The organism is Bradyrhizobium sp. F1.13.3 (genome assembly GCF_040548265.1).
Taxonomy (GTDB): domain Bacteria; phylum Pseudomonadota; class Alphaproteobacteria; order Rhizobiales; family Xanthobacteraceae; genus Bradyrhizobium.
In genome coordinates this window covers 109,001-126,331 of record NZ_JBEPRI010000006.1, presented here as the reverse complement: position 1 = coordinate 126,331, position 17,331 = coordinate 109,001, and the positions used below count along the sequence as shown (strand labels likewise).

The following is a 17,331-nucleotide window of genomic DNA, read 5'->3' as shown; positions in this document are numbered from 1 at the left end:
CGCCTCGACGAGGTCGTGATCAATCAAGCGATGGAGGTGGTGCTTATAGGGCCACCTCCTGATCGGGGCAACGAAGGTGGCACAATGAGTTGGAAGAGCGTCTCAAGCCTTCTGGTCGGGGGAATTCTTTCCTTCGTCGCCGGCGTCGCGTGGGCGCAGACCGATCCGCTGCCTTCCTGGAACGACGGCCAGGTCAAGAAGTCGATCACCGAATTCGTAGAACGCGTCACGGCCGAGGGTGGCGCGGAGTTCGTGCCGGCACCCGAGCGCGTGGCCGTGTTCGACAACGACGGCACGCTCTGGACAGAGCAGCCGTTCTATTTCCAAGGTCTCTTCGCTCTCGACCGCGTCAAGGCGATGGCTCCGCAGCATCCTGAGTGGAAGACGACGCAGCCGTTCAAGGCGGTGCTCGATGGAGACATGAAGGCGCTGGCCGGCGCGGGCGAAAAGGGCCTGATGCAGATCGTCGGCGTCGCCCACAGCGGCATGACCACCGACGAGTTCTCGAAGTCGGTGGTCGAGTGGCTCGCGACGGCGCGGCATCCGCGCTTCAACCGTCCCTACACCGAACTGACCTACCAGCCGATGCTGGAACTGGTCGGGCTTCTCCGGAGCAAAGGCTTCAAGACCTTCATCGTGTCCGCCGGCGGCGTGGAGTTCATGCGGCCCTGGACAGAGAGAGTCTACGGCATTCCGCCCGAACAGGTGGTCGGCTCGTCGGGCGTCGTGACGTTTCGGACGGACCCTGGCGGCAAGCCGTTCCTTCTCAAGATGCCCAAGGTCGAGTTCGTCGACGAGGGGCCGGGCAAGCCCGTCGGAATCAACCGTTTCATCGGACGGCGGCCGATCTTCGCCTTCGGCAACTCAGATGGCGACCTGCAGATGCTGCAGTGGACGACGGCCGGCGCTGGCGTGCGCTTTGCCGGCATCGTCCATCATACCGATGCCGAACGGGAGTACGCCTATGATCGGCAGTCGAAGGTGGGCAAGCTCGATAAGGCGCTGGATGAAGGCAGGGCAAAGGGCTGGACAATCGTCGACATGAAACGGGACTGGAGAGCGGTTTTCAAGCCCGAGAAGTGACAGCGACCACAAGAGAGTGACACTGCAATTGACGCTTCCCCCAACCTGAGGAGCAACCCGATGAACAGACTGATGCTGGCTGCTGCCGTATGTTGTGTCTCCTTTGCCGCGACGGCTGAAGAAGATTCCAAAACCGCCATCAAGAAATGGCGGGCGTGTGCCGACGCTACAGCGGTCCGATTTGCCAAGACCAATGAAGCTGCTCAAGTGGTCTCACGGCTGGCAATATTGTCGTGCCGCGCCGAGAAGCAAGCCGCCTGGCAGGCGATGTCCCAGGAAAGCGGCCCGCACTTCGCCGACGACTACGTCGAAACAATGGAGCGTCGCTACACCGATCTGCTTGCGATCGACGTCATAGAGATGCGGTTGAAAAAGTAGAATGTATCGAGCTGGACACGGCCGTCCGGCCGAAAGGTGCTTGATGATGAAATTCCAGGGATCGACTTGCTGGCGGATCGCCGTCGTCGCAGCGACTGCCGCCCTCGCATGTACTCCGGAGGAATCGCGCGCGGACGAAAGCGGGCTCTCGTTCTGGCTGCCCGGATTGTACGGCAGCCTGGCGGCGACGCCGACGACCCCGGGCTGGTCCGCGGCCGCGATCTACTACCATGCCACCGTGAACGCGTCCGGAGCCGCGGCCGCAGCGCGCGAAGCCCAGATCGGCAGATTTTCCCCGACCGTGAACGTCAACCTGAACCTGGCTTTGAGTGGCCAGGGCGATCTGATGCTGATCGCGCCGACCTACACCTTCGCAACGCCGGTGTTCGGTGGTCAGCTATCGGCGACGATGGCGGGCATCTATGGCCGGAACAGCGCCAGCCTCGCCGGCACGCTGACCGCCACCGCCGGTCCGCTCGTCACCACCAGGCAGGGATTTCTCGAGGATGCCCTCGTCTCCTACGGCGACCTCTATCCGACCCTGAAGCTCAAGTGGAACAGCGGCGTCAACAACTACATGGTCTACGCCGCCGGCGACATCCCGGTCGGCGACTACAACCCCAATCGCCTCTCCAACGTCGGGATGGGGCACGGCGCGATCGACCTCGGCGGCGGCTACACCTACCTCAACCCCGCCACCGGCGTCGAGCTGTCCGGCGTCGCCGGCTTCACCTACAATTTCAAGAATCCGGACACCCAATACCAGAGCGGCGTCGACTTCCACTTCGACTGGGGGGTCTCCAAGTTCCTGTCGAAGGAGGTGTTCGTCGGTTTCGTCGGCTACGCGTATCAGCAGGTCACGCACGACTTCGGTCAGCCGGAGGTGCTGGGAGCTTTCCGGTCGCGCGTTCTGGGCGTCGGCCCCCAGGTCGGATACGTCTTTCCGGTCGCCGACATGCAGGGCTACCTCGGGGTGAAGGCCTACGGAGAATTCGCCCAGTCCAACCGGCCCGCGGGCTGGAATACGTGGCTGACGTTTTCGATTTCGGAAGCGGCCCCGAAGGCCGTTACGCCGACGAAGCACCTGCTGACGAAGTAGGGAGGACGGCTTCAGTAGGGGCATCCGCAATGGCCATCATCGCGATCTTGTATGTGCTGGTCGTCTGGCTGGTCTTCGCCAAGCTGAGATGGCTTTCGTGGGGATGGGGCACCGGCACGGCAACCGTTCTGATCGGCCTCTTCATCGCAGCGCTTTTTGCAGGGGCCCTGAACTACCTCGCGCCCACCGGTCGGGTCGTCGTCATCAGCCGCGTGGTCGAGGTGACTCCGAACGTCTCGGGCCAGATCACCGCGATATCGGTGAAGGCGAACGCGCCGGTCAAGGCGGGTACGGTGCTTTTCACGATCGACCCCGCTCCCTACGACGCCCAGGTCCGCATCATCGAGGCACAACTGGGCTTCCAGGAGCTCCGGCTTTCCCAGATGAAGGATCTGCAGGCCAGCAGTTCCGGCCGGGCGTTCGACGTCCAGGAGCGCCAGTCCGAGGTCGACCAGCTCAAGGCCCAACTGGACAAGGCGAAGTACGATCTGGCGCAGACGACCGTGGTCGCTCCGGCCGACGGCTACGTCGCGAACCTCGCCTTGAGCAAGGGCGACCGGGCGACATCCTCGAAGGCGGTCCTGTCGTTCCTCGTCGCGGACGCCGTCCAACTGGTCGGCATCTTCTCACAGAACGGGTACCAGGCCATCAGGTCGGGCACCCGGGTTCAATTCGCGCTCTCGAACAATCCGGGCCATCTCTATACCTCGACGATCGGCGAGATCGTCAGTGGCGTTGGTGAGGGGCAGATCGCCGCGTCCGGAGAGCTCACCCGCCTCACGGCGTTGGCCCTGACCGCCGAATATCCCGCGCTGATCAATCGGCCCGAGGAGATCGATCCGGCCGCGTTGCGCCCCGGGATGTCCGGCACCGCAACCGCCTACGCGGCGAATTCGAGCCCGTTCGACTTCTTCGGGTGGGTGCTGCTCTACGGGAGGGCACTGGCGCTCTACCTCTAGGAAGGCGATCTTGGTACTAGATGGTAGGTCGAGGAAGGGGCATATAAGGACGCGGCCCTCTCAAGGCTGAAACAGGGGTTCGATTCCCCTAGGGAGCGCCATTCGCGTACGAGACTGGGCACTTCAAACCCCGGCCGTTCCCGCCTGAAGCCGCAACGAGCAAGCGCAGGAGCGAGCTTTCCACGGCTCGGCGCAGGCGCTCTCTTACGCGATCGTGCCGTCGATCGAGCGGCGGATCACCCGCTGCACTTCTGCATTCGACAGAAACAGATCGTGGTTGATGATGCCCCAGCCTTCCTGCGAGGCATCTACCACGCGCACACCGAGCCGCGCGATGACGGCCTTCTCGGCGGCGCCCACCCTGGTCATTCCACCTGCGATTTGTCCCGACAGCGCCAGTGCGCGATCGTTCGTCGCGGCGATCACGGTGATTTTGCCGGCAAGCGGACCGATGCGGTGGACCGCCGACGTGAACACGTCCATGTCGATATCTGGCGCAGCAAACACAACCGCGCCGATCTTGCTCGTAACTGTGTCGCCGTATCGGGCATAGAGCTGACGCAGGCTTTCGAGCGTCAGCATGGTTCCCATGCTGTGCGCAACGATGTGTACGCGGCCGCCGCCCGGAGCGGACACGAGGGCAGAGAGCACGCGTTCGAAATCGTCGCGGGACCACATCGCGCTGTCGCGGTCATAGGCATAGTCGAACAGCCCTGCCTTGGAAGGCCAGGAGAACGCCACGGTTCGGCCGCGGAACTTGATCCCATCCGAGAGATGAGCGGCATCCAGCATCGCCGTCTCGAATGTCTGTTTGAAGCCGTGCACATAGATAAGCACGTCTCCTCCGCCGGCCTGCGCGACCAGATCGCCAACGTCTGCCGATACCGGTTCGAGCCGATCAAGGCGCCAATCGCCAAATCCGACCGAGGCGAGAGAAAGTCGGCTCTCGTCCGGCGCCACCAGCTTCGCCCTCGCGACCGTCATGTTGGTTGCACGCTCCGGCCCGAACCAGGGTTTCGTGCGACCACCGTTGACGGGCTTGCGCGTGGTGGCGACGAGCAATGTGGGATCAAGGGAGAGCGATGACGCGTCGAAACGCGCCCCGGTCGCACCCAAGCCGGCGCATCCGCCGAGCGCAATGGCGGTCCCTGCCGACATAAATCCACCGAGGAGAGCGCGGCGCGAAATAGAATGGTGAGGGTCGCGTTGCAGAAGAGGTCGAGCGATCACACGAAACCTTTGGGAACTTTGTCCACCGTAGCGCCCCATCTAACTTCCTGAATGACAATGGGGGCGAGAAGACGGCGGAGCAGCTTCGCGGTCCATTGCATGGTCGTGGCGTCGGTCGTCTCCGGCGGTCGCGCGAAACAGCCGCAAACGCAAGTCAATCCCCGCCAGCAAAAATATTCCGCTTTACCGAAATTCGGAAATGTCGTATGTGTCGCCCATCCCAGCCCACAAGAGGGGCGGTCGTACGTCGTCACGAACGCGGGTTGGGAGTTGCGGTGGACGCGGGCGGCGTTAAAGGCGGGATTGTGCATGCAGGGCGAGATGAACCTCGTGAGCATGGCACGAACCGCATCGACGGACGGCGCCCAATGCCTGCGAAGTCTTTTGCCGAAGCAGGGCCATGTCCTGCGAAGCCTTGGGCGAAGCAGGAAGCTCGCGTACGGCAAAACCGTGTGGTCCTGGCCGTCGTTGCTACGGTCAAGCCTTTGCGAAGGCGTCAGCGCGTCAACCGGCGCGGTGCCGTGCATTTCACGGAGGTGACGGAGGCAAGAAGGAACTCGTCTCCGGGGAGAGCGCGGCATAGGCCGTCAAACCATCGCGCAGGGAAGGCCTGGTCTCGGCTGCCCTGTGTCTCCCCTGTGCATTGCGTGTGCAATCAGTTCGCATGGGGGTCTTTATGGGTGCCAGCCGGCGCCCGGTCTTGCCTGCGCCCTTTCTTCGAGGGCGTGAAGCGAGAAGCATACCTCGGGCAAACCTGCCGCGAGACTGCGAGCGCGTGTCCGCGACCTGCTGTGAATTGACCTCTCCTTCGAGCCTCCCTTTCGAGCCTGCCTTCGAGCCTCCCTTGCGAGCATGATGCGTCGGCATCGGTGGAGGTGGTCGTCCCTCCGGGAATCTGCCTTGATGCGAATTCAGCGTGAGGGAGTGACGACATGAGCGGCTTGGTGATCTCTGGCGGCCGGGTGGTGGATCCCGCCAGCGGAATGGACGCGGTTGGCGATGTGGCGGTGGTGGACGGCAAGGTCGCCGCGGTCGGCGCCTCGCTCGGCGGCGCCGAGCGGGTGATCGACGCGACCGGCCTCGTGGTCGCGCCCGGCTTCATCGACCTGCATGCGCATGGCCAGTCGCTCCCCGCCGATCGCATGCAGGCGTTTGATGGCGTCACGACGACGCTCGATCTCGAAGCCGGCGTGCTGCCGGTCGGGTCGTGGTATGAGCGCCAGGCGCGGAAGGGACGCGTGCTGAACTACGGCGCCGCCACCAACTGGGCCTTCGCGCGCATCGGCGCGATGACGGGCTCCAATGCGGAGAGCTCGCTGGAGGCGTTCGGCAATGCCATGCGCGATCGCCGCTGGATGGACAACGTGGCGAGCGATGCGGAGGTTGCGGGAATCCTCGAGAGATTGTCGCGCGGCCTGAATGAGGGCGGCATCGGCATCGGCATCTTGAACGCCTATGCGCCAGGCGCCGGCGTGCAGGAGCTGACCGCGGTCTGCCAGCTCGCGGCCGCGCAGGACGTGCCGACCTTCACGCATGTCGCCTACATGTCGCGCGTCGACCCCGAGAGCGCGGCGGAGGCCTATATCCGCCTGATCGGCTATGCCGGCGCCACCGGCGCGCACATGCACATCTGCCATTTCAATTCGTCGAGCAAGACTGACGTCGAGCGCTGCCGTGTGCTGATCGCGAAAGCGCAGGCGCAGGGCCTGCCGATCACGGTCGAGGCCTATCCCTACGGCACCGGATCGACCGTGCTGGCGGCCGCGTTTTTCAGCGACCCCGAATTCGTCGAGCGCAACGGCACCGGCTACGATTCCGTGCAGCGGGTCACCGACGGCCACCGCTTCAGCGATCGCGAGGAGCTCTTGAAGGCGCAGGGCGAAGAGCCGTCTTCGCTGGTGCTGTGGCACATCCTCGACACCGAGAACAATGCGCATCACCGCGACCTCCTCGACATGTCGGTGCTCTATCCCGGCGGCGCCATCGCCTCCGACGCGATGCCGTGGACGACGTCTGACGGCAAGACCTACACCGGCGATGCCTGGCCGCTGCCGGATGACGCCACCTCGCATCCGCGCTCGGCCGGCTGCTTCACAAAGTTCATCCGCGAATGGGTGCGCGAGCGCAAGACGGTGTCGCTGCTCGAAGGCGTGCGCAAATGCGCGCTGATCCCGGCGGAGATCCTCTCGCAGAGCACGCCCGCGATGCGCGCCAAGGGCCGGCTCGCGAAGGACGCCGATGCCGACATCGTCGTGTTCGACTACGAGAAGCTCTCGGACCGCGCGACCTTCACGGCGATGAACCGCCCCTCCGAAGGCGTGCGGCATCTGATCGTCAGCGGCGAGGTGCTGATCACAGATGGCGTGCTGGACGTGGCGGCGCGGCCCGGCCGTCCCGTGCGCCGCCCCGTCGTTGGGGGCTGAGACATGCCGGTCCCCATTCTCCTGGTGACGGGCTTTCTGGGGGCCGGCAAGACCACGGTCGTGAACCATCTGCTGGCGCATGCGGAGGGGCGGCGGATCGCCGCTGTAGTCAACGATTTCGGTGCGATCAACATCGATGCCGAGCTGATCGCGGGCGCCAGCGACGGCGTGGTCAGCCTCGCCAACGGCTGCATCTGCTGCTCGCTTGAAGGTGACCTGCTGCGCACGCTTTCGACGCTGCTGCGGCGTGATCCGAAGCCCGAGTACATCGTCATCGAGACCAGCGGCGTCGCCGATCCCGCCGACATCGTCCGCAATTTGATGGATCCCGTGATCCTGCGCGAGGCGCCCCTGGAAACGGTGGTCTGCGTGATGGACGCGGCAACACCCCCCGCCGCTCTCGACGACGCGCTGCATCGTTCGCAGCTGCGTGTCGCCGACATCGTGGCTCTGAGCAAGCTGGATCTGGCGGACGAGGGCGCCGGCAGGCGGATGCGCGAGGCCATCCGCGCGCAGCGCGTCCCTGCTGTGGTGGTCGATGCGCAGCATGGCGAGATTCCGTCCGCGCTGCTGTTTCCCGCGACCGTCGATCGCGCCCCCGCGCGGCGCGAGCCCGGACCGAAACGTCCGGCAGAGCAACGCTTCGAAACGCTGAGCTGGACCTCGGACCAGCCGCTCTCGCTGCCCCGCCTGCAGCAGGCGATCGGTCAGCTTGCGCCAAAACTCGCGCGGGCCAAAGGCCTGTTCGAGACCGTCGAGCAGCCCGGGCGCCAGATGGTGTTTCAATTCGCCGCCGGCCGCGCCACGCTGGTGCCAGGCGAAGTGCCGACGCCGGGCCTGCCCGCCGCGCGCATCGTGTTCATCGCCGAGCTAGGCGTGCTCTCGAAGGCGGAGCTCGATGCGATCATGGCGACGTGCGTTGCCGATCGGTGAAGCTGCCGCCTCAAGCGAATTGCGCGAGGCGAACACGGTGGTCTGGAAGGACTGTATCAGCAGAACGCGAGCGCGTTGACTGCCCTAGTTGTCGCGATCCAGTTCTCGTTGCCGACGAACTGGCAGACGGCGGATTCGAGCTCACCCGGCCGATTGCCGCGCGCCACCGCCAGCAGCCGCATCAATTCCGCCTCGTCCTTCGACAGACGCCGGCACGACGGCGGCATGAAGCACAATTGGCACGGCCGGCCGCTGCGCAGGATCCTGACCAGCGCGGCAACGCGTGCGACCAGCAGCGGGCTATCGGCGATGCCGGGCGCCTCGTCGGCAAAGCGATAAGCCGCCTCCCAGCAATCGGACGCGCCGGTCGCATAGGCGGCGGCGATGAACCGGAACAGCGAGAGCGTGACGCGGCCAAAATCATCGTAGCTCTCGACGTCAGGCCGCGTCGCAAGCGCGGCCTGGAGCGGACAGAGCCGCGCCTGGCCGGCTTCCGTGACAGACACAGAGCCGTAACTGTCCTGCATCACGCGCGATCCCGTCAGTGCAACGTGGGGCTTCCGACCAGCCAGCTCTTCATCGCCATGGTCCGGTCATGGTCGAAAGACGGAACGTGTCGGTCGGGCAGGATGAGGCCCGCCATGCGGAAGATCGTTGCAAGTCCCCGCACGGGTGCGAGGGCCCAGTCGGCGCCGACAGGCGGCAGCCAGCATTCGAACTGCTCGCGCGCGATATCATCGCGCTCTTTCTGCGCGGCGGCGATCGCCCGCAACATGCCGTGCTCGCTGTCGGACATGCGCGGGCAGGTCGGGCAGTGCACCGCGATCGCCGTATGCGCCGTGCAGGCAAAAATCTCGATGATGGACTCCAGCGAAGGCACGGCATCGCCCACGCGAAAGTGGTCGTACACTTGCTGGACGTCGGCCGCGGTCGGAACGGCGCTTCCGCTGCGCGCCTTCGCCCGAAATCCCCAAATGAAGAGCCGCTCCGCCGCGTTCAGCGACGGAAGGTCGAGGGATCCTGTCGATGTCGATTGATGCATTGAGCCTCTGGCCTCCGGCTGCGCCCACGCCCCGGCTGGCGCTGATGATCTGCGTCGATCGTTCCGTCAGGGCCCCCTGCAAGTCAACGCTCGGAGGGGCGATATCGAGGCCTTCTAGTTTTGAAGAGATCGCATCTTGGATGCAGCTGGCCTCGTGAACCTGCGAGGCCGTCCGCGGCGTGCCGGTAGGATCCTACGGAGTTTTGCGTGTTTTGCGGGGACCCCGAATGCTTAAAGCTTTGCTAAGGGGCGCGGGATAAACTGGCATATCAGCCCTTCCAAATCTTGCGAGCACCTATGTTTTTCTCCCGCATCAGTTTCAAGCTGGTCCTGATTGTCGGCATCAGCCTCCTCGGCATGATCGCGCTGGCGCCGATCGCGCTTTCGACCCTGCGCGCGCAGATGATCGCAGACCGTGAGGCCAAGACGCAGCACATGGTCGACGTCGGCTACGGCATCCTGGCGCACTACCAGAAGCTCGAGAGTGAGGGAAAACTCCCGCGCGAGCAGGCCCAGGCCGGCGCGATCGCGGAAATCAAGAGCCTGCGCTACGACAAGGTCGAGTATTTCTGGCTGAACGACATGACCCCCAAGATGGTCATGCATCCGATCAAGCCCGAACTCGACGGCAAGGATCTCGCCGGGATGAAGGATCCGTCCGGCAACGCGCTGTTCGTCGGCTTCGTTGACGTCGTCAAGAAGCAGGGCGCGGGCTTCTACAGCTACCTCTGGCCGAAGCCCGGCTTCGACCAGCCGGTCGGGAAAATCTCCTATGTGAAGGGCTTTGCGCCCTGGGGCTGGATCATCGGTACCGGGATCTATCTCGACGATGTCGACGCCGTCTTCCGCCAGAATGCGATGACGTTCGCCCTGGTGTGCCTGGCCGTGTTCGTGCTCGTGCTCGGCGCCTCCTTCGTGATCGGCCGCAGCGTGACCCGGCCGCTGGCGAAGATCACTGCGCTCACCGAGCGCCTCGCCGCCGGCGACAGCGCGTTCGATGTGCCCCATACCGATCGTCGCGACGAGATCGGCGGGCTCGCCAAGGCGCTCGCCGTGTTCAAGGACAATGCGTCGGCGGTCGGCCGGATGCACGCCGAACAGCAGGAGACGAAGCAGAAGGCCGACGAGGAGAAGCGCAAGACGATGACCGACCTCGCCGGCAAGTTCGAGGCCAACGTTCAGGCCGTCGTCCGCGACGTCTTCAACGAGGCGCGCGCGATGCAGCAGGCCGCGCAGGGCATGTCCGAGACCGCGAACAAGGCGACCGACCGTGCGAGCTTCGTCGCCACCGCCTGCCAGCAGGCTTCGAGCAACGTGCAGACGGTGGCCTCCGCCGCCGGGCAGCTGTCGTCCTCGATCGCCGAGATCAGCCAGCGCGTCGCGCAGGCTGCAAGCGTGGCCGACAAGGCCGCCGCCGACGGTCAGCGCACCAACGACACGGTGCAGGGACTTGCCGCCGCCGCGCACAAGATCGGCGAGGTCATCGACCTCATCAACCAGATCGCCTCGCAGACCAATCTGCTCGCGCTCAACGCCACCATCGAGGCGGCGCGCGCCGGCGAGGCTGGCAAGGGCTTTGCCGTGGTGGCAAGCGAAGTGAAGTCGCTGGCAAGCCAGACCGCGAAGGCGACCGACGAGATCGGCGCGCAGATCACCGCGATCCAGGCCGAGACCAACCAGGTGGTCGGCAACATCGACAGCATTCGCAAGACCATCATGGAGGTCAACGAGATTTCCTCGTCGATCGCCGCAGCCGTCGAGGAGCAGGGCGCCGCGACCGCGGCGATCGCCCACAGCGTAAGGGAGGCCGCCTCCGGCACCGACCAGGTCTCGCAGAACATCTCGGGCGTCACTGATGCCACGGCGGAGACCGGCCAGGCCGCCGGCCTCGTGCTGCAATCGAGCGGCCGGCTGTCGCAGAAGCTGCAATCGCTGGAAACCGAGGTCAGCGCTTTCGTTGCGGGGGTGCGAGCGGCCTAGTATAGCAGGGGATGGGCCCAAATTCCGATCGTCGCGCGCGCGTTCTCCTGATCAATCCGAACAGTTCCGTGGCGACCACAGCGATGATGGTCGCCATCGCGAAGTCGGCCGCCGTGGACGGCTTCGACGTCGACGGCGCGACCGCAACGCGCGCGCCGCAAATGATCGTGACGCCGGATGCGCTGGATGCAGCTTCCACCGAAGTTCTCGAGATCGCGCAGTCGAACCGGCATGCATGCGACGGTATCATCGTCGCGGCGTTCGGCGATCCCGGATTGGCGGGGATCAAGGCCGCGATGAAACTGCCCGCGGTCGGCATCGGCGAGTCCTCGATGCTGGAAGCCGCCGAGAACGGCCGCCGCTTCGGCGTGGCGACCACGACACCGCTGTTGGAAGCGAAGATCGACGCTCTGCCGGAAGCGCTGGGTTTGCGATCGCATTACACCGGCGCCCGCTTCGCCAAGGGCGATCCGCAAGACTTGATGCGTGATCCGGCGTGGCTGCGCGCGGCTCTCGCCGGTGCGGTCGAGGCCTGCATCGCGCAGGATGGCGCAGAGGCGGTCATCATCGGTGGCGGGCCGCTGGGCGAAGCCGCGCGCGAGCTTCAGCCGATGTTCACCGTGCCAATCATCGCGCCGATCCCGTCTGCCGTGGCGCGGATTATTCGCCTCGTCACGGCGCGCGCGACCGACTGAAATTCCGGCCCGCGGGAACGGTCATCGCGACCGGCGTTCTTGCCCTTGACGACCTCGGTTAAAGTGACGAAGCAGAACCATCGGACCTGCCGACCCGCGCTTGGGTGCGCGGGCATGGAGACGCTGCATGTCGTTCAAAAAGCTCCTGATCGCCAATCGTGGCGAGATCGCCATCCGCATCGCGCGTGCGGCGGCAGACGCGGGCATCGCGACGGCCGCGATCCATTCCGCCGACGACGCGCTGTCGCTGCATGTGCGGGTTGCCGATGAGGCGGTCGAAATCCCCGGCCGCGGCGCGCGGGCCTATCTCGACATCGAGGCCGTGGTGAAGGCGGCAACGGCGTCTGGATGCGACGCCGTGCATCCCGGCTATGGCTTCCTCAGCGAGAACGCTGCGTTCGCCACGGCCTGTGCCGATGCAGGCATCGCCTTCGTCGGGCCGAAGGCCGCGGCGCTCGAACTGTTCGGCGACAAGGTTGCGGCACGGCAGCTGGCAAAGCGCTGCGGCGTGCCGATCATCGTCGGCACCAGCGGGCCGTCCTCGCTGGAGGATATCACGGCGTTCTTCATCTCGCTCGGCAGCAATGCGGCGATCGTGATCAAGGCGATGTCCGGTGGCGGTGGCCGTGGCATGCGCGTGGTCGAGTGCGCTGCCGATCTCGCGGAGGCCTACGCGCGCTGCCAGTCCGAGGCCAAGACCGCGTTCGGCTTCGACGGCGTCTATGCCGAGCGGCTGATCCGGCAGGCGCGCCATATCGAGGTGCAGATCATCGGTGACCATCGTGGTGCGATCTCCCACCTCTGGGAACGCGAATGCACCATTCAGCGCCGGCACCAGAAGCTAATCGAGGTGGCGCCGAGCCCGTCGCTCGGCGACGGCTTGCGTGGCCGTATCATCGAGGCGGCGAAGCAACTCGCCGTGGCTGCGTCGTACGACAATCTCGGCACGTTCGAGTTCCTGGTCGACGGCACCGCCGACGACAGTTTTGCCTTCATCGAGGCCAACCCGCGGCTTCAGGTCGAGCACACAGTGACCGAGGAGGTGCTCGGCCTCGATCTCGTCCGCGCCCAGCTTGCGGTTGCTGCCGGTGCCTCGCTTGCCTCGCTCGGCCTGGCGCAAGGCTCGATCCCGAAGCCGCGCGGTTATGCCATGCAGCTCCGCGTCAACATGGAGACGCTGGACGAGCTAGGGGCGACGCACCCGACCGGCGGCGTGCTTGCCGTGTTCGAGCCGCCATCAGGCCCCGGCGTCCGCGTCGATAGTTTCGGTTATGCCGGCTACAAGACCAGCGCCGCCTTCGACTCGCTGCTGGCAAAGGTCATCGTGCATACGCCCGGTGAAGCCTGGCACGATGTCGTCGCCAAGGCTTCGCGCGCCTTGCGGGAGTTTCGGATCGACGGCGTCGTCACCAATATCGGCTTCCTCCAGGCCGTGTTGGCGCATCCCGACTTCCGCTCCAACCGCATCGCGACAGACTTCATCGATCGCAACATCGGCAAGCTTGTCGAAGCCGCGGATGGCGCGGCCAAACCACTCTATTTTGCGGCGACGGAACGAAGCGGCGGTCCCGGCACCGAGGCGCATACCGCACAGATCGTGCCCGAAGGCACGGTGATGGTCGCAGCACCCTTGCAGGGGACCATTGTCACCATTCAGGTGAAGGAGGGCGAGATCGTGCGCCCGGGCCAGCAGCTCGCCGTGATCGAATCCATGAAGATGGAGCATCTGGTCATGGCCGAGCAGGGTGGTCGCGTCATGAAGCTCGTGGCCGGCGACGGCGTCACGCTGATGCATGGCGAGCCGATCATGTATCTGGAGCCGCTCGAGGTTGCGGCGGATGCGTCGGCAACAGAAGCCGATATCGATCTCGACTACATCCGTCCCGATCTCGCCGAACTGATCGCGCGCCAGGCCAACACGCTCGACGAAAATCGCCCGGCCTCGGTCGAGCGCCGCCGCAACACCAATCAGCGCACGGCGCGCGAGAATGTCGCGCAGCTCGTCGACGACGGCTCGTTCATGGAGTACGGCAGCCTTGCGATCGCTGCGCAGCGGCGCCGGCGCAAGCTCGACGATCTCGTCAAGAACACGCCGGCCGATGGCCTCGTCATGGGTGTCGCGACCGTCAACGCCGAAAAGTTCGGTCCTGAAGGCGGGCGCTGCATCGTCGTGGCCTACGACTACACCGTGCTCGCGGGCACGCAGGGCCACATGAACCACAAGAAGATCGACCGCATGCTGACGCTCGCGGAAGACTGGCGCGTGCCGCTGGTGTTCTATGCCGAAGGCGGCGGCGGCCGGCCCGGCGATACCGACCGGCTCGGCATGACCGGGCTTGATGGTCCGTCCTTCGTGCAGTTCGCAAGGCTCTCGGGTCTCGTGCCGGTCATCGGCGTGGTCTCCGGCTATTGCTTCGCCGGCAATGCCGCGATGCTCGGCTGCTGCGATGTCATCATCGCGACCAAAAACGCCTCGATCGGCATGGGTGGCCCCGCGATGATCGAGGGCGGCGGGCTCGGCGTCTATCATCCGGCCGAGGTTGGTCCTGTCACGTTCCAGTCACCGAACGGCGTCATCGATATCCTCGTCGAGGACGAGGAGGAGGCGACGCGTGTTGCGCAAAAATACCTGTCCTATTTCCAGGGCGCGGTGACGGAGTGGCAGGCCGCCGACCAGCGGCTGCTGCGCCGCGCGATCCCTGAGAACCGCCTGCGCGTTTACGACATCCGCAGCGTGATCGACCTCGTCGCGGACAAGGATTCCGTGCTGGAGCTGCGCCGCGACTACGGTGTCGGCATGGTCACCGCGTTGATCCGCATCGAGGGCAAGCCGTTCGGCCTGATCGCCAACAATCCGCGCCATCTCGGCGGCGCGATTGACGCCGATGCCGGAGACAAGGCCGCGCGCTTCCTCCAGCTCTGCGACGCCTTCGATCTGCCGATCGTCTCCCTGTGCGACACGCCCGGCTTCATGGTCGGACCGGAAGCCGAGAAGACGGCCATCGTGCGCCACGTCTCGCGCATGTTCGTGACAGGCGCGAGCCTGACAGTGCCGCTGTTCGGCATCGTGCTGCGCAAGGGCTATGGGCTCGGGGCCCAGTCGATGATCGGCGGCGGCTTCCACGCCTCGTTCTTCACCGCGGCCTGGCCGACCGGCGAGTTCGGCGGCATGGGCCTGGAGGGATACGTCCGCCTCGGCTTCCGCAAGGAAATGGAGGCGATCGCCGACCCCGTCGAGCGCGAGACTTATTATCGCAACAAGGTCGCCGAGCTCTATGCCAACGGCAAGGCCGTGTCGATCGCCTCGGTGTTCGAGATCGACAACGTCATCGACCCCGCTGAGACGAGGCGGTGGATCATGGCAGGCTTGCGCTCGGTGCCGAAGCCGCCGGCGCGGACCGCGAAGAAGCGCCCATGCATCGATACGTGGTGAGGGCGGTGCAGCAATTCTGATTGCGCTTCGCCGCGTTTCCGGTTCCCGATTGACATCCCCGTCTGCGGTGCCAGACTTTGCACAATAATACTGGGTGGAGACGTCCGCGATGGCCAGCCTTTCGGCCTCGAACCATGTCGCCCGTGTCTTGTCCGCCGCCAACCACGTGGCCGACGTCGATGCTTCTTCGCGCATTGCCAATTCCTGGCGGCGCTGCCTGGTCAGCCACAAGCTTGATCCCGCCCGTCAGGGGCCGCCGCAGACGCTCACCGAAGCCGAGATCCGTCACGTCGCCGAACCCATGGAGAAGACGATCCGGCTCGCAACACCGGAGCTCGACGATCTCGCCCGTGTGCTGCGCGATGCCGGCTATTGCGTCAATCTGGCGGACGTGAACGCAACCATGCTGTTCAGCCGCCTGCCCGGCGAAGCCGACGCAAGACTATTCATGGACTGGAAGATCTACACCGGCTCAAATTTTTCCGAGTCCTTCGAAGGCACCAATGGGCTCGGCACGGCACTTGCCGAGCAAAAGCCGATCCTGGTGCATCGCGACGAGCATTTTCGCGCGCAGTGGCACATGTTCTCCTGCGCCGTGACCCCGCTGTTCGACGAGGCCGGAAGGCTTGCAGGCGCCGTGAACATCACCTCGTGCCGCGAGGACCTCGAACGCACCGCGCATCAGCTTGCGTTGGCGGTGACGATGGAGGCGACGCGGCGCATGGAGGGTGCGATCTTCCGCGGTCATTTCCGCAACGCCTGGATCGCGACCGTCCCGGGCGACGGCGGCAGCGGCCTGCTCGCCTATGACGACGATCGCCGCATCGTGGGCGCCTGCCGTTCGGCGCGCGCACTGCTGGGTCTCACCGACGGCTTGATCGCATCCGGCATCGATCTGTCGCGGTACGTCAAGTTTGCTGCGCGCGACGCAGACGATCTCGTCGAGCTGCGCCGGGCCGATGGCACTCCGCTGGGGCATGGCCATGTCGCGCCGCCGCTGCGGGCGAGGGCCTCGACCCGTCCGCTCGCGCCGCGCCGCGAGGCACCGGTCGATCGCATCGATGCGCTGCAGCGCCTGGCCGGCCGCGATCCCGGCCTGATCAGGAGCGTGAAGCGACTTAAAAGCGTCGGCGATCACAATCTGCCGGTGCTGCTGCATGGCGAGACCGGCGTCGGCAAGGATGTGTTCGCTCGTGCCATTCACGCAACCGGCAATCGCGCGCGTCACAACTATGTCGCGCTGAACTGCGCGGCGATGCCGGAAAGCCTGATCGATGCCGAGCTGTTCGGCTACGAGGCCGGCGCCTTTACCGGCGCGCGCCGCGACGGCTCGAAGGGCCTGATCGTGCAGGCCGACGGCGGCACGCTGTTCCTCGACGAGATCGGCGACATGCCGATCGCGCTGCAGACGCGGCTGCTGCGTGTGCTGGAGAACCGCGAAGTCTGGCCGCTCGGCGCGCTGAAGCCCGTGCCGGTCGACATTCGCCTGATCAGCGCCACCCATCGCGATCTCGGCCGCATGGCCGAGGAGGGCGCCTTCCGCACCGACCTGTATTTCCGTCTGCGCGGCATGGAGGTGCGGCTGCCGGCCTTGCGCGAGCGCGCCGACCGCGACGACGTCATCCGCCAGATCGCGCGCGAGGAAGCGCCGAACTGCTCGCTCTCGGACGAGGCTTGGGTGCAGCTCGCGGCCTATCCCTATCCCGGCAACATGCGCCAGCTCCGGCATGTGCTGCGGCTCGCCGGCTGCACGGCGGAGGACGGCGTGATTACCGATGCCGATCTCGATCTGCCGCCGTTTGGTGGAAGGGCGGTGGAAGCGGACCTCGCGGCGGCGGAGCGCGCCACGATCGTGGAGGCACTACGCAAGCACGGTGGTCGTGTGACTGAAGCGGCGCGCGCGTTGAAGCTGAGCCGCGCCACACTGTATCGCAAGCTCAAGCAGTTGAAGATCGAGACGGCGCAGTAGGACTCAGCTGCATGCGGCGAGCGTTCTTCCCCTCTCCCCTTGCGGGAGAGGGTGGCTCGCAGCGTAGTGGCGAGACGGGTGAGGGGTCTGTCTCCGCATTCACCTCA

General features: G+C 65.5%; 13 protein-coding genes and 1 tRNA gene. 11 read left to right on the top strand and 3 right to left on the bottom strand.

The annotated features are described in order from the left end of the window. Positions 1 to 84: 84 nt before the first annotated feature. The 5 genes from ABIB66_RS18005 to ABIB66_RS17985 all read left to right on the top strand — a co-directional run bounded on the left by ABIB66_RS18005 (position 85) and on the right by ABIB66_RS17985 (position 3,620). Positions 85 to 1,083 (top strand): HAD family hydrolase, encoded by a 999-nt coding sequence (locus ABIB66_RS18005; RefSeq protein ID WP_354255102.1) that lies wholly within the window; start codon positions 85 to 87, stop codon positions 1,081 to 1,083. A gap of 60 nt (positions 1,084 to 1,143) precedes the next feature. Continuing rightward, positions 1,144 to 1,461, top strand: coding sequence for a hypothetical protein (locus tag ABIB66_RS18000; protein WP_354255101.1), 318 nt, complete (start codon positions 1,144 to 1,146; stop codon positions 1,459 to 1,461). A 43-nt stretch (positions 1,462 to 1,504) separates the two neighbouring features. Then, positions 1,505 to 2,560, top strand: coding sequence for a SphA family protein (locus ABIB66_RS17995; RefSeq protein WP_354255251.1), 1,056 nt, complete (start codon positions 1,505 to 1,507; stop codon positions 2,558 to 2,560). 29 nt (positions 2,561 to 2,589) lie between these two features. Beyond that, positions 2,590 to 3,519, top strand: coding sequence for an HlyD family secretion protein (locus ABIB66_RS17990; protein ID WP_354255100.1), 930 nt, complete (start codon positions 2,590 to 2,592; stop codon positions 3,517 to 3,519). A 10-nt stretch (positions 3,520 to 3,529) separates the two neighbouring features. Then, a tRNA-Glu gene (locus ABIB66_RS17985) sits at positions 3,530 to 3,620 on the top strand. A gap of 103 nt (positions 3,621 to 3,723) precedes the next feature. Here ABIB66_RS17985 and ABIB66_RS17980 read toward each other — a convergent pair. Further along, the gene (locus tag ABIB66_RS17980) at positions 3,724 to 4,677 is read right to left on the bottom strand and encodes an alpha/beta hydrolase (RefSeq protein WP_275173662.1); all 954 of its coding nucleotides are present in this window, start codon (positions 4,675 to 4,677) and stop codon (positions 3,724 to 3,726) included. 1,004 nt (positions 4,678 to 5,681) lie between these two features. Here ABIB66_RS17980 and ABIB66_RS17975 point away from each other — a divergent pair. Both ABIB66_RS17975 and ABIB66_RS17970 read left to right on the top strand, forming a co-directional pair. Then, positions 5,682 to 7,172 (top strand): amidohydrolase family protein, encoded by a 1,491-nt coding sequence (locus ABIB66_RS17975; protein WP_354208073.1) that lies wholly within the window; start codon positions 5,682 to 5,684, stop codon positions 7,170 to 7,172. A 3-nt stretch (positions 7,173 to 7,175) separates the two neighbouring features. Further along, complete coding sequence (locus ABIB66_RS17970; protein WP_354255099.1) at positions 7,176 to 8,105, top strand: CobW family GTP-binding protein; 930 nt, start codon at positions 7,176 to 7,178, stop codon at positions 8,103 to 8,105. Positions 8,106 to 8,161: 56 nt separating this feature from the next. Here the strand turns inward: ABIB66_RS17970 and ABIB66_RS17965 are convergent, their stop codons facing one another. Both ABIB66_RS17965 and ABIB66_RS17960 read right to left on the bottom strand, forming a co-directional pair. Then, complete coding sequence (locus tag ABIB66_RS17965; protein ID WP_354208070.1) at positions 8,162 to 8,635, bottom strand: hypothetical protein; 474 nt, start codon at positions 8,633 to 8,635, stop codon at positions 8,162 to 8,164. Positions 8,636 to 8,646: 11 nt separating this feature from the next. After that, positions 8,647 to 9,147: a hypothetical protein gene (locus ABIB66_RS17960; RefSeq protein ID WP_354208068.1), complete on the bottom strand. Its 501-nt coding sequence runs from the start codon at positions 9,145 to 9,147 to the stop codon at positions 8,647 to 8,649. Between the two features lie 297 nt (positions 9,148 to 9,444). Here ABIB66_RS17960 and ABIB66_RS17955 point away from each other — a divergent pair, with 297 nt between their 5' ends. The 4 genes from ABIB66_RS17955 to ABIB66_RS17940 all read left to right on the top strand — a co-directional run bounded on the left by ABIB66_RS17955 (position 9,445) and on the right by ABIB66_RS17940 (position 17,224). Next, entirely contained in the window at positions 9,445 to 11,127 is a 1,683-nt protein-coding gene (locus tag ABIB66_RS17955) for a methyl-accepting chemotaxis protein (protein ID WP_354255098.1), read from the top strand. Between the two features lie 11 nt (positions 11,128 to 11,138). Next, positions 11,139 to 11,822, top strand: a complete 684-nt coding sequence (locus ABIB66_RS17950; protein WP_354208064.1) for an aspartate/glutamate racemase family protein — start codon at positions 11,139 to 11,141, stop codon at positions 11,820 to 11,822. Positions 11,823 to 11,949: 127 nt separating this feature from the next. Continuing rightward, complete coding sequence (locus ABIB66_RS17945; RefSeq protein ID WP_354255097.1) at positions 11,950 to 15,255, top strand: acetyl-CoA carboxylase family protein; 3,306 nt, start codon at positions 11,950 to 11,952, stop codon at positions 15,253 to 15,255. Positions 15,256 to 15,364: 109 nt separating this feature from the next. Beyond that, positions 15,365 to 17,224, top strand: coding sequence for a sigma-54-dependent Fis family transcriptional regulator (locus ABIB66_RS17940; protein ID WP_354208060.1), 1,860 nt, complete (start codon positions 15,365 to 15,367; stop codon positions 17,222 to 17,224). Positions 17,225 to 17,331 lie beyond the last annotated feature (107 nt).

Coding starts and splice junctions, on each gene's coding strand:
- ABIB66_RS18005 (WP_354255102.1), top strand. CDS start 85: ATGAGTTGGAAGAGCGTCTCAAGCCTTCTGGTCGGGGGAATTCTTTCC.
- ABIB66_RS18000 (WP_354255101.1), top strand. CDS start 1,144: ATGAACAGACTGATGCTGGCTGCTGCCGTATGTTGTGTCTCCTTTGCC.
- ABIB66_RS17995 (WP_354255251.1), top strand. CDS start 1,505: ATGATGAAATTCCAGGGATCGACTTGCTGGCGGATCGCCGTCGTCGCA.
- ABIB66_RS17990 (WP_354255100.1), top strand. CDS start 2,590: ATGGCCATCATCGCGATCTTGTATGTGCTGGTCGTCTGGCTGGTCTTC.
- ABIB66_RS17980 (WP_275173662.1), bottom strand. CDS start 4,677: ATGTCGGCAGGGACCGCCATTGCGCTCGGCGGATGCGCCGGCTTGGGT.
- ABIB66_RS17975 (WP_354208073.1), top strand. CDS start 5,682: ATGAGCGGCTTGGTGATCTCTGGCGGCCGGGTGGTGGATCCCGCCAGC.
- ABIB66_RS17970 (WP_354255099.1), top strand. CDS start 7,176: ATGCCGGTCCCCATTCTCCTGGTGACGGGCTTTCTGGGGGCCGGCAAG.
- ABIB66_RS17960 (WP_354208068.1), bottom strand. CDS start 9,147: ATGCATCAATCGACATCGACAGGATCCCTCGACCTTCCGTCGCTGAAC.
- ABIB66_RS17955 (WP_354255098.1), top strand. CDS start 9,445: ATGTTTTTCTCCCGCATCAGTTTCAAGCTGGTCCTGATTGTCGGCATC.
- ABIB66_RS17950 (WP_354208064.1), top strand. CDS start 11,139: ATGGGCCCAAATTCCGATCGTCGCGCGCGCGTTCTCCTGATCAATCCG.
- ABIB66_RS17945 (WP_354255097.1), top strand. CDS start 11,950: ATGTCGTTCAAAAAGCTCCTGATCGCCAATCGTGGCGAGATCGCCATC.
- ABIB66_RS17940 (WP_354208060.1), top strand. CDS start 15,365: ATGGCCAGCCTTTCGGCCTCGAACCATGTCGCCCGTGTCTTGTCCGCC.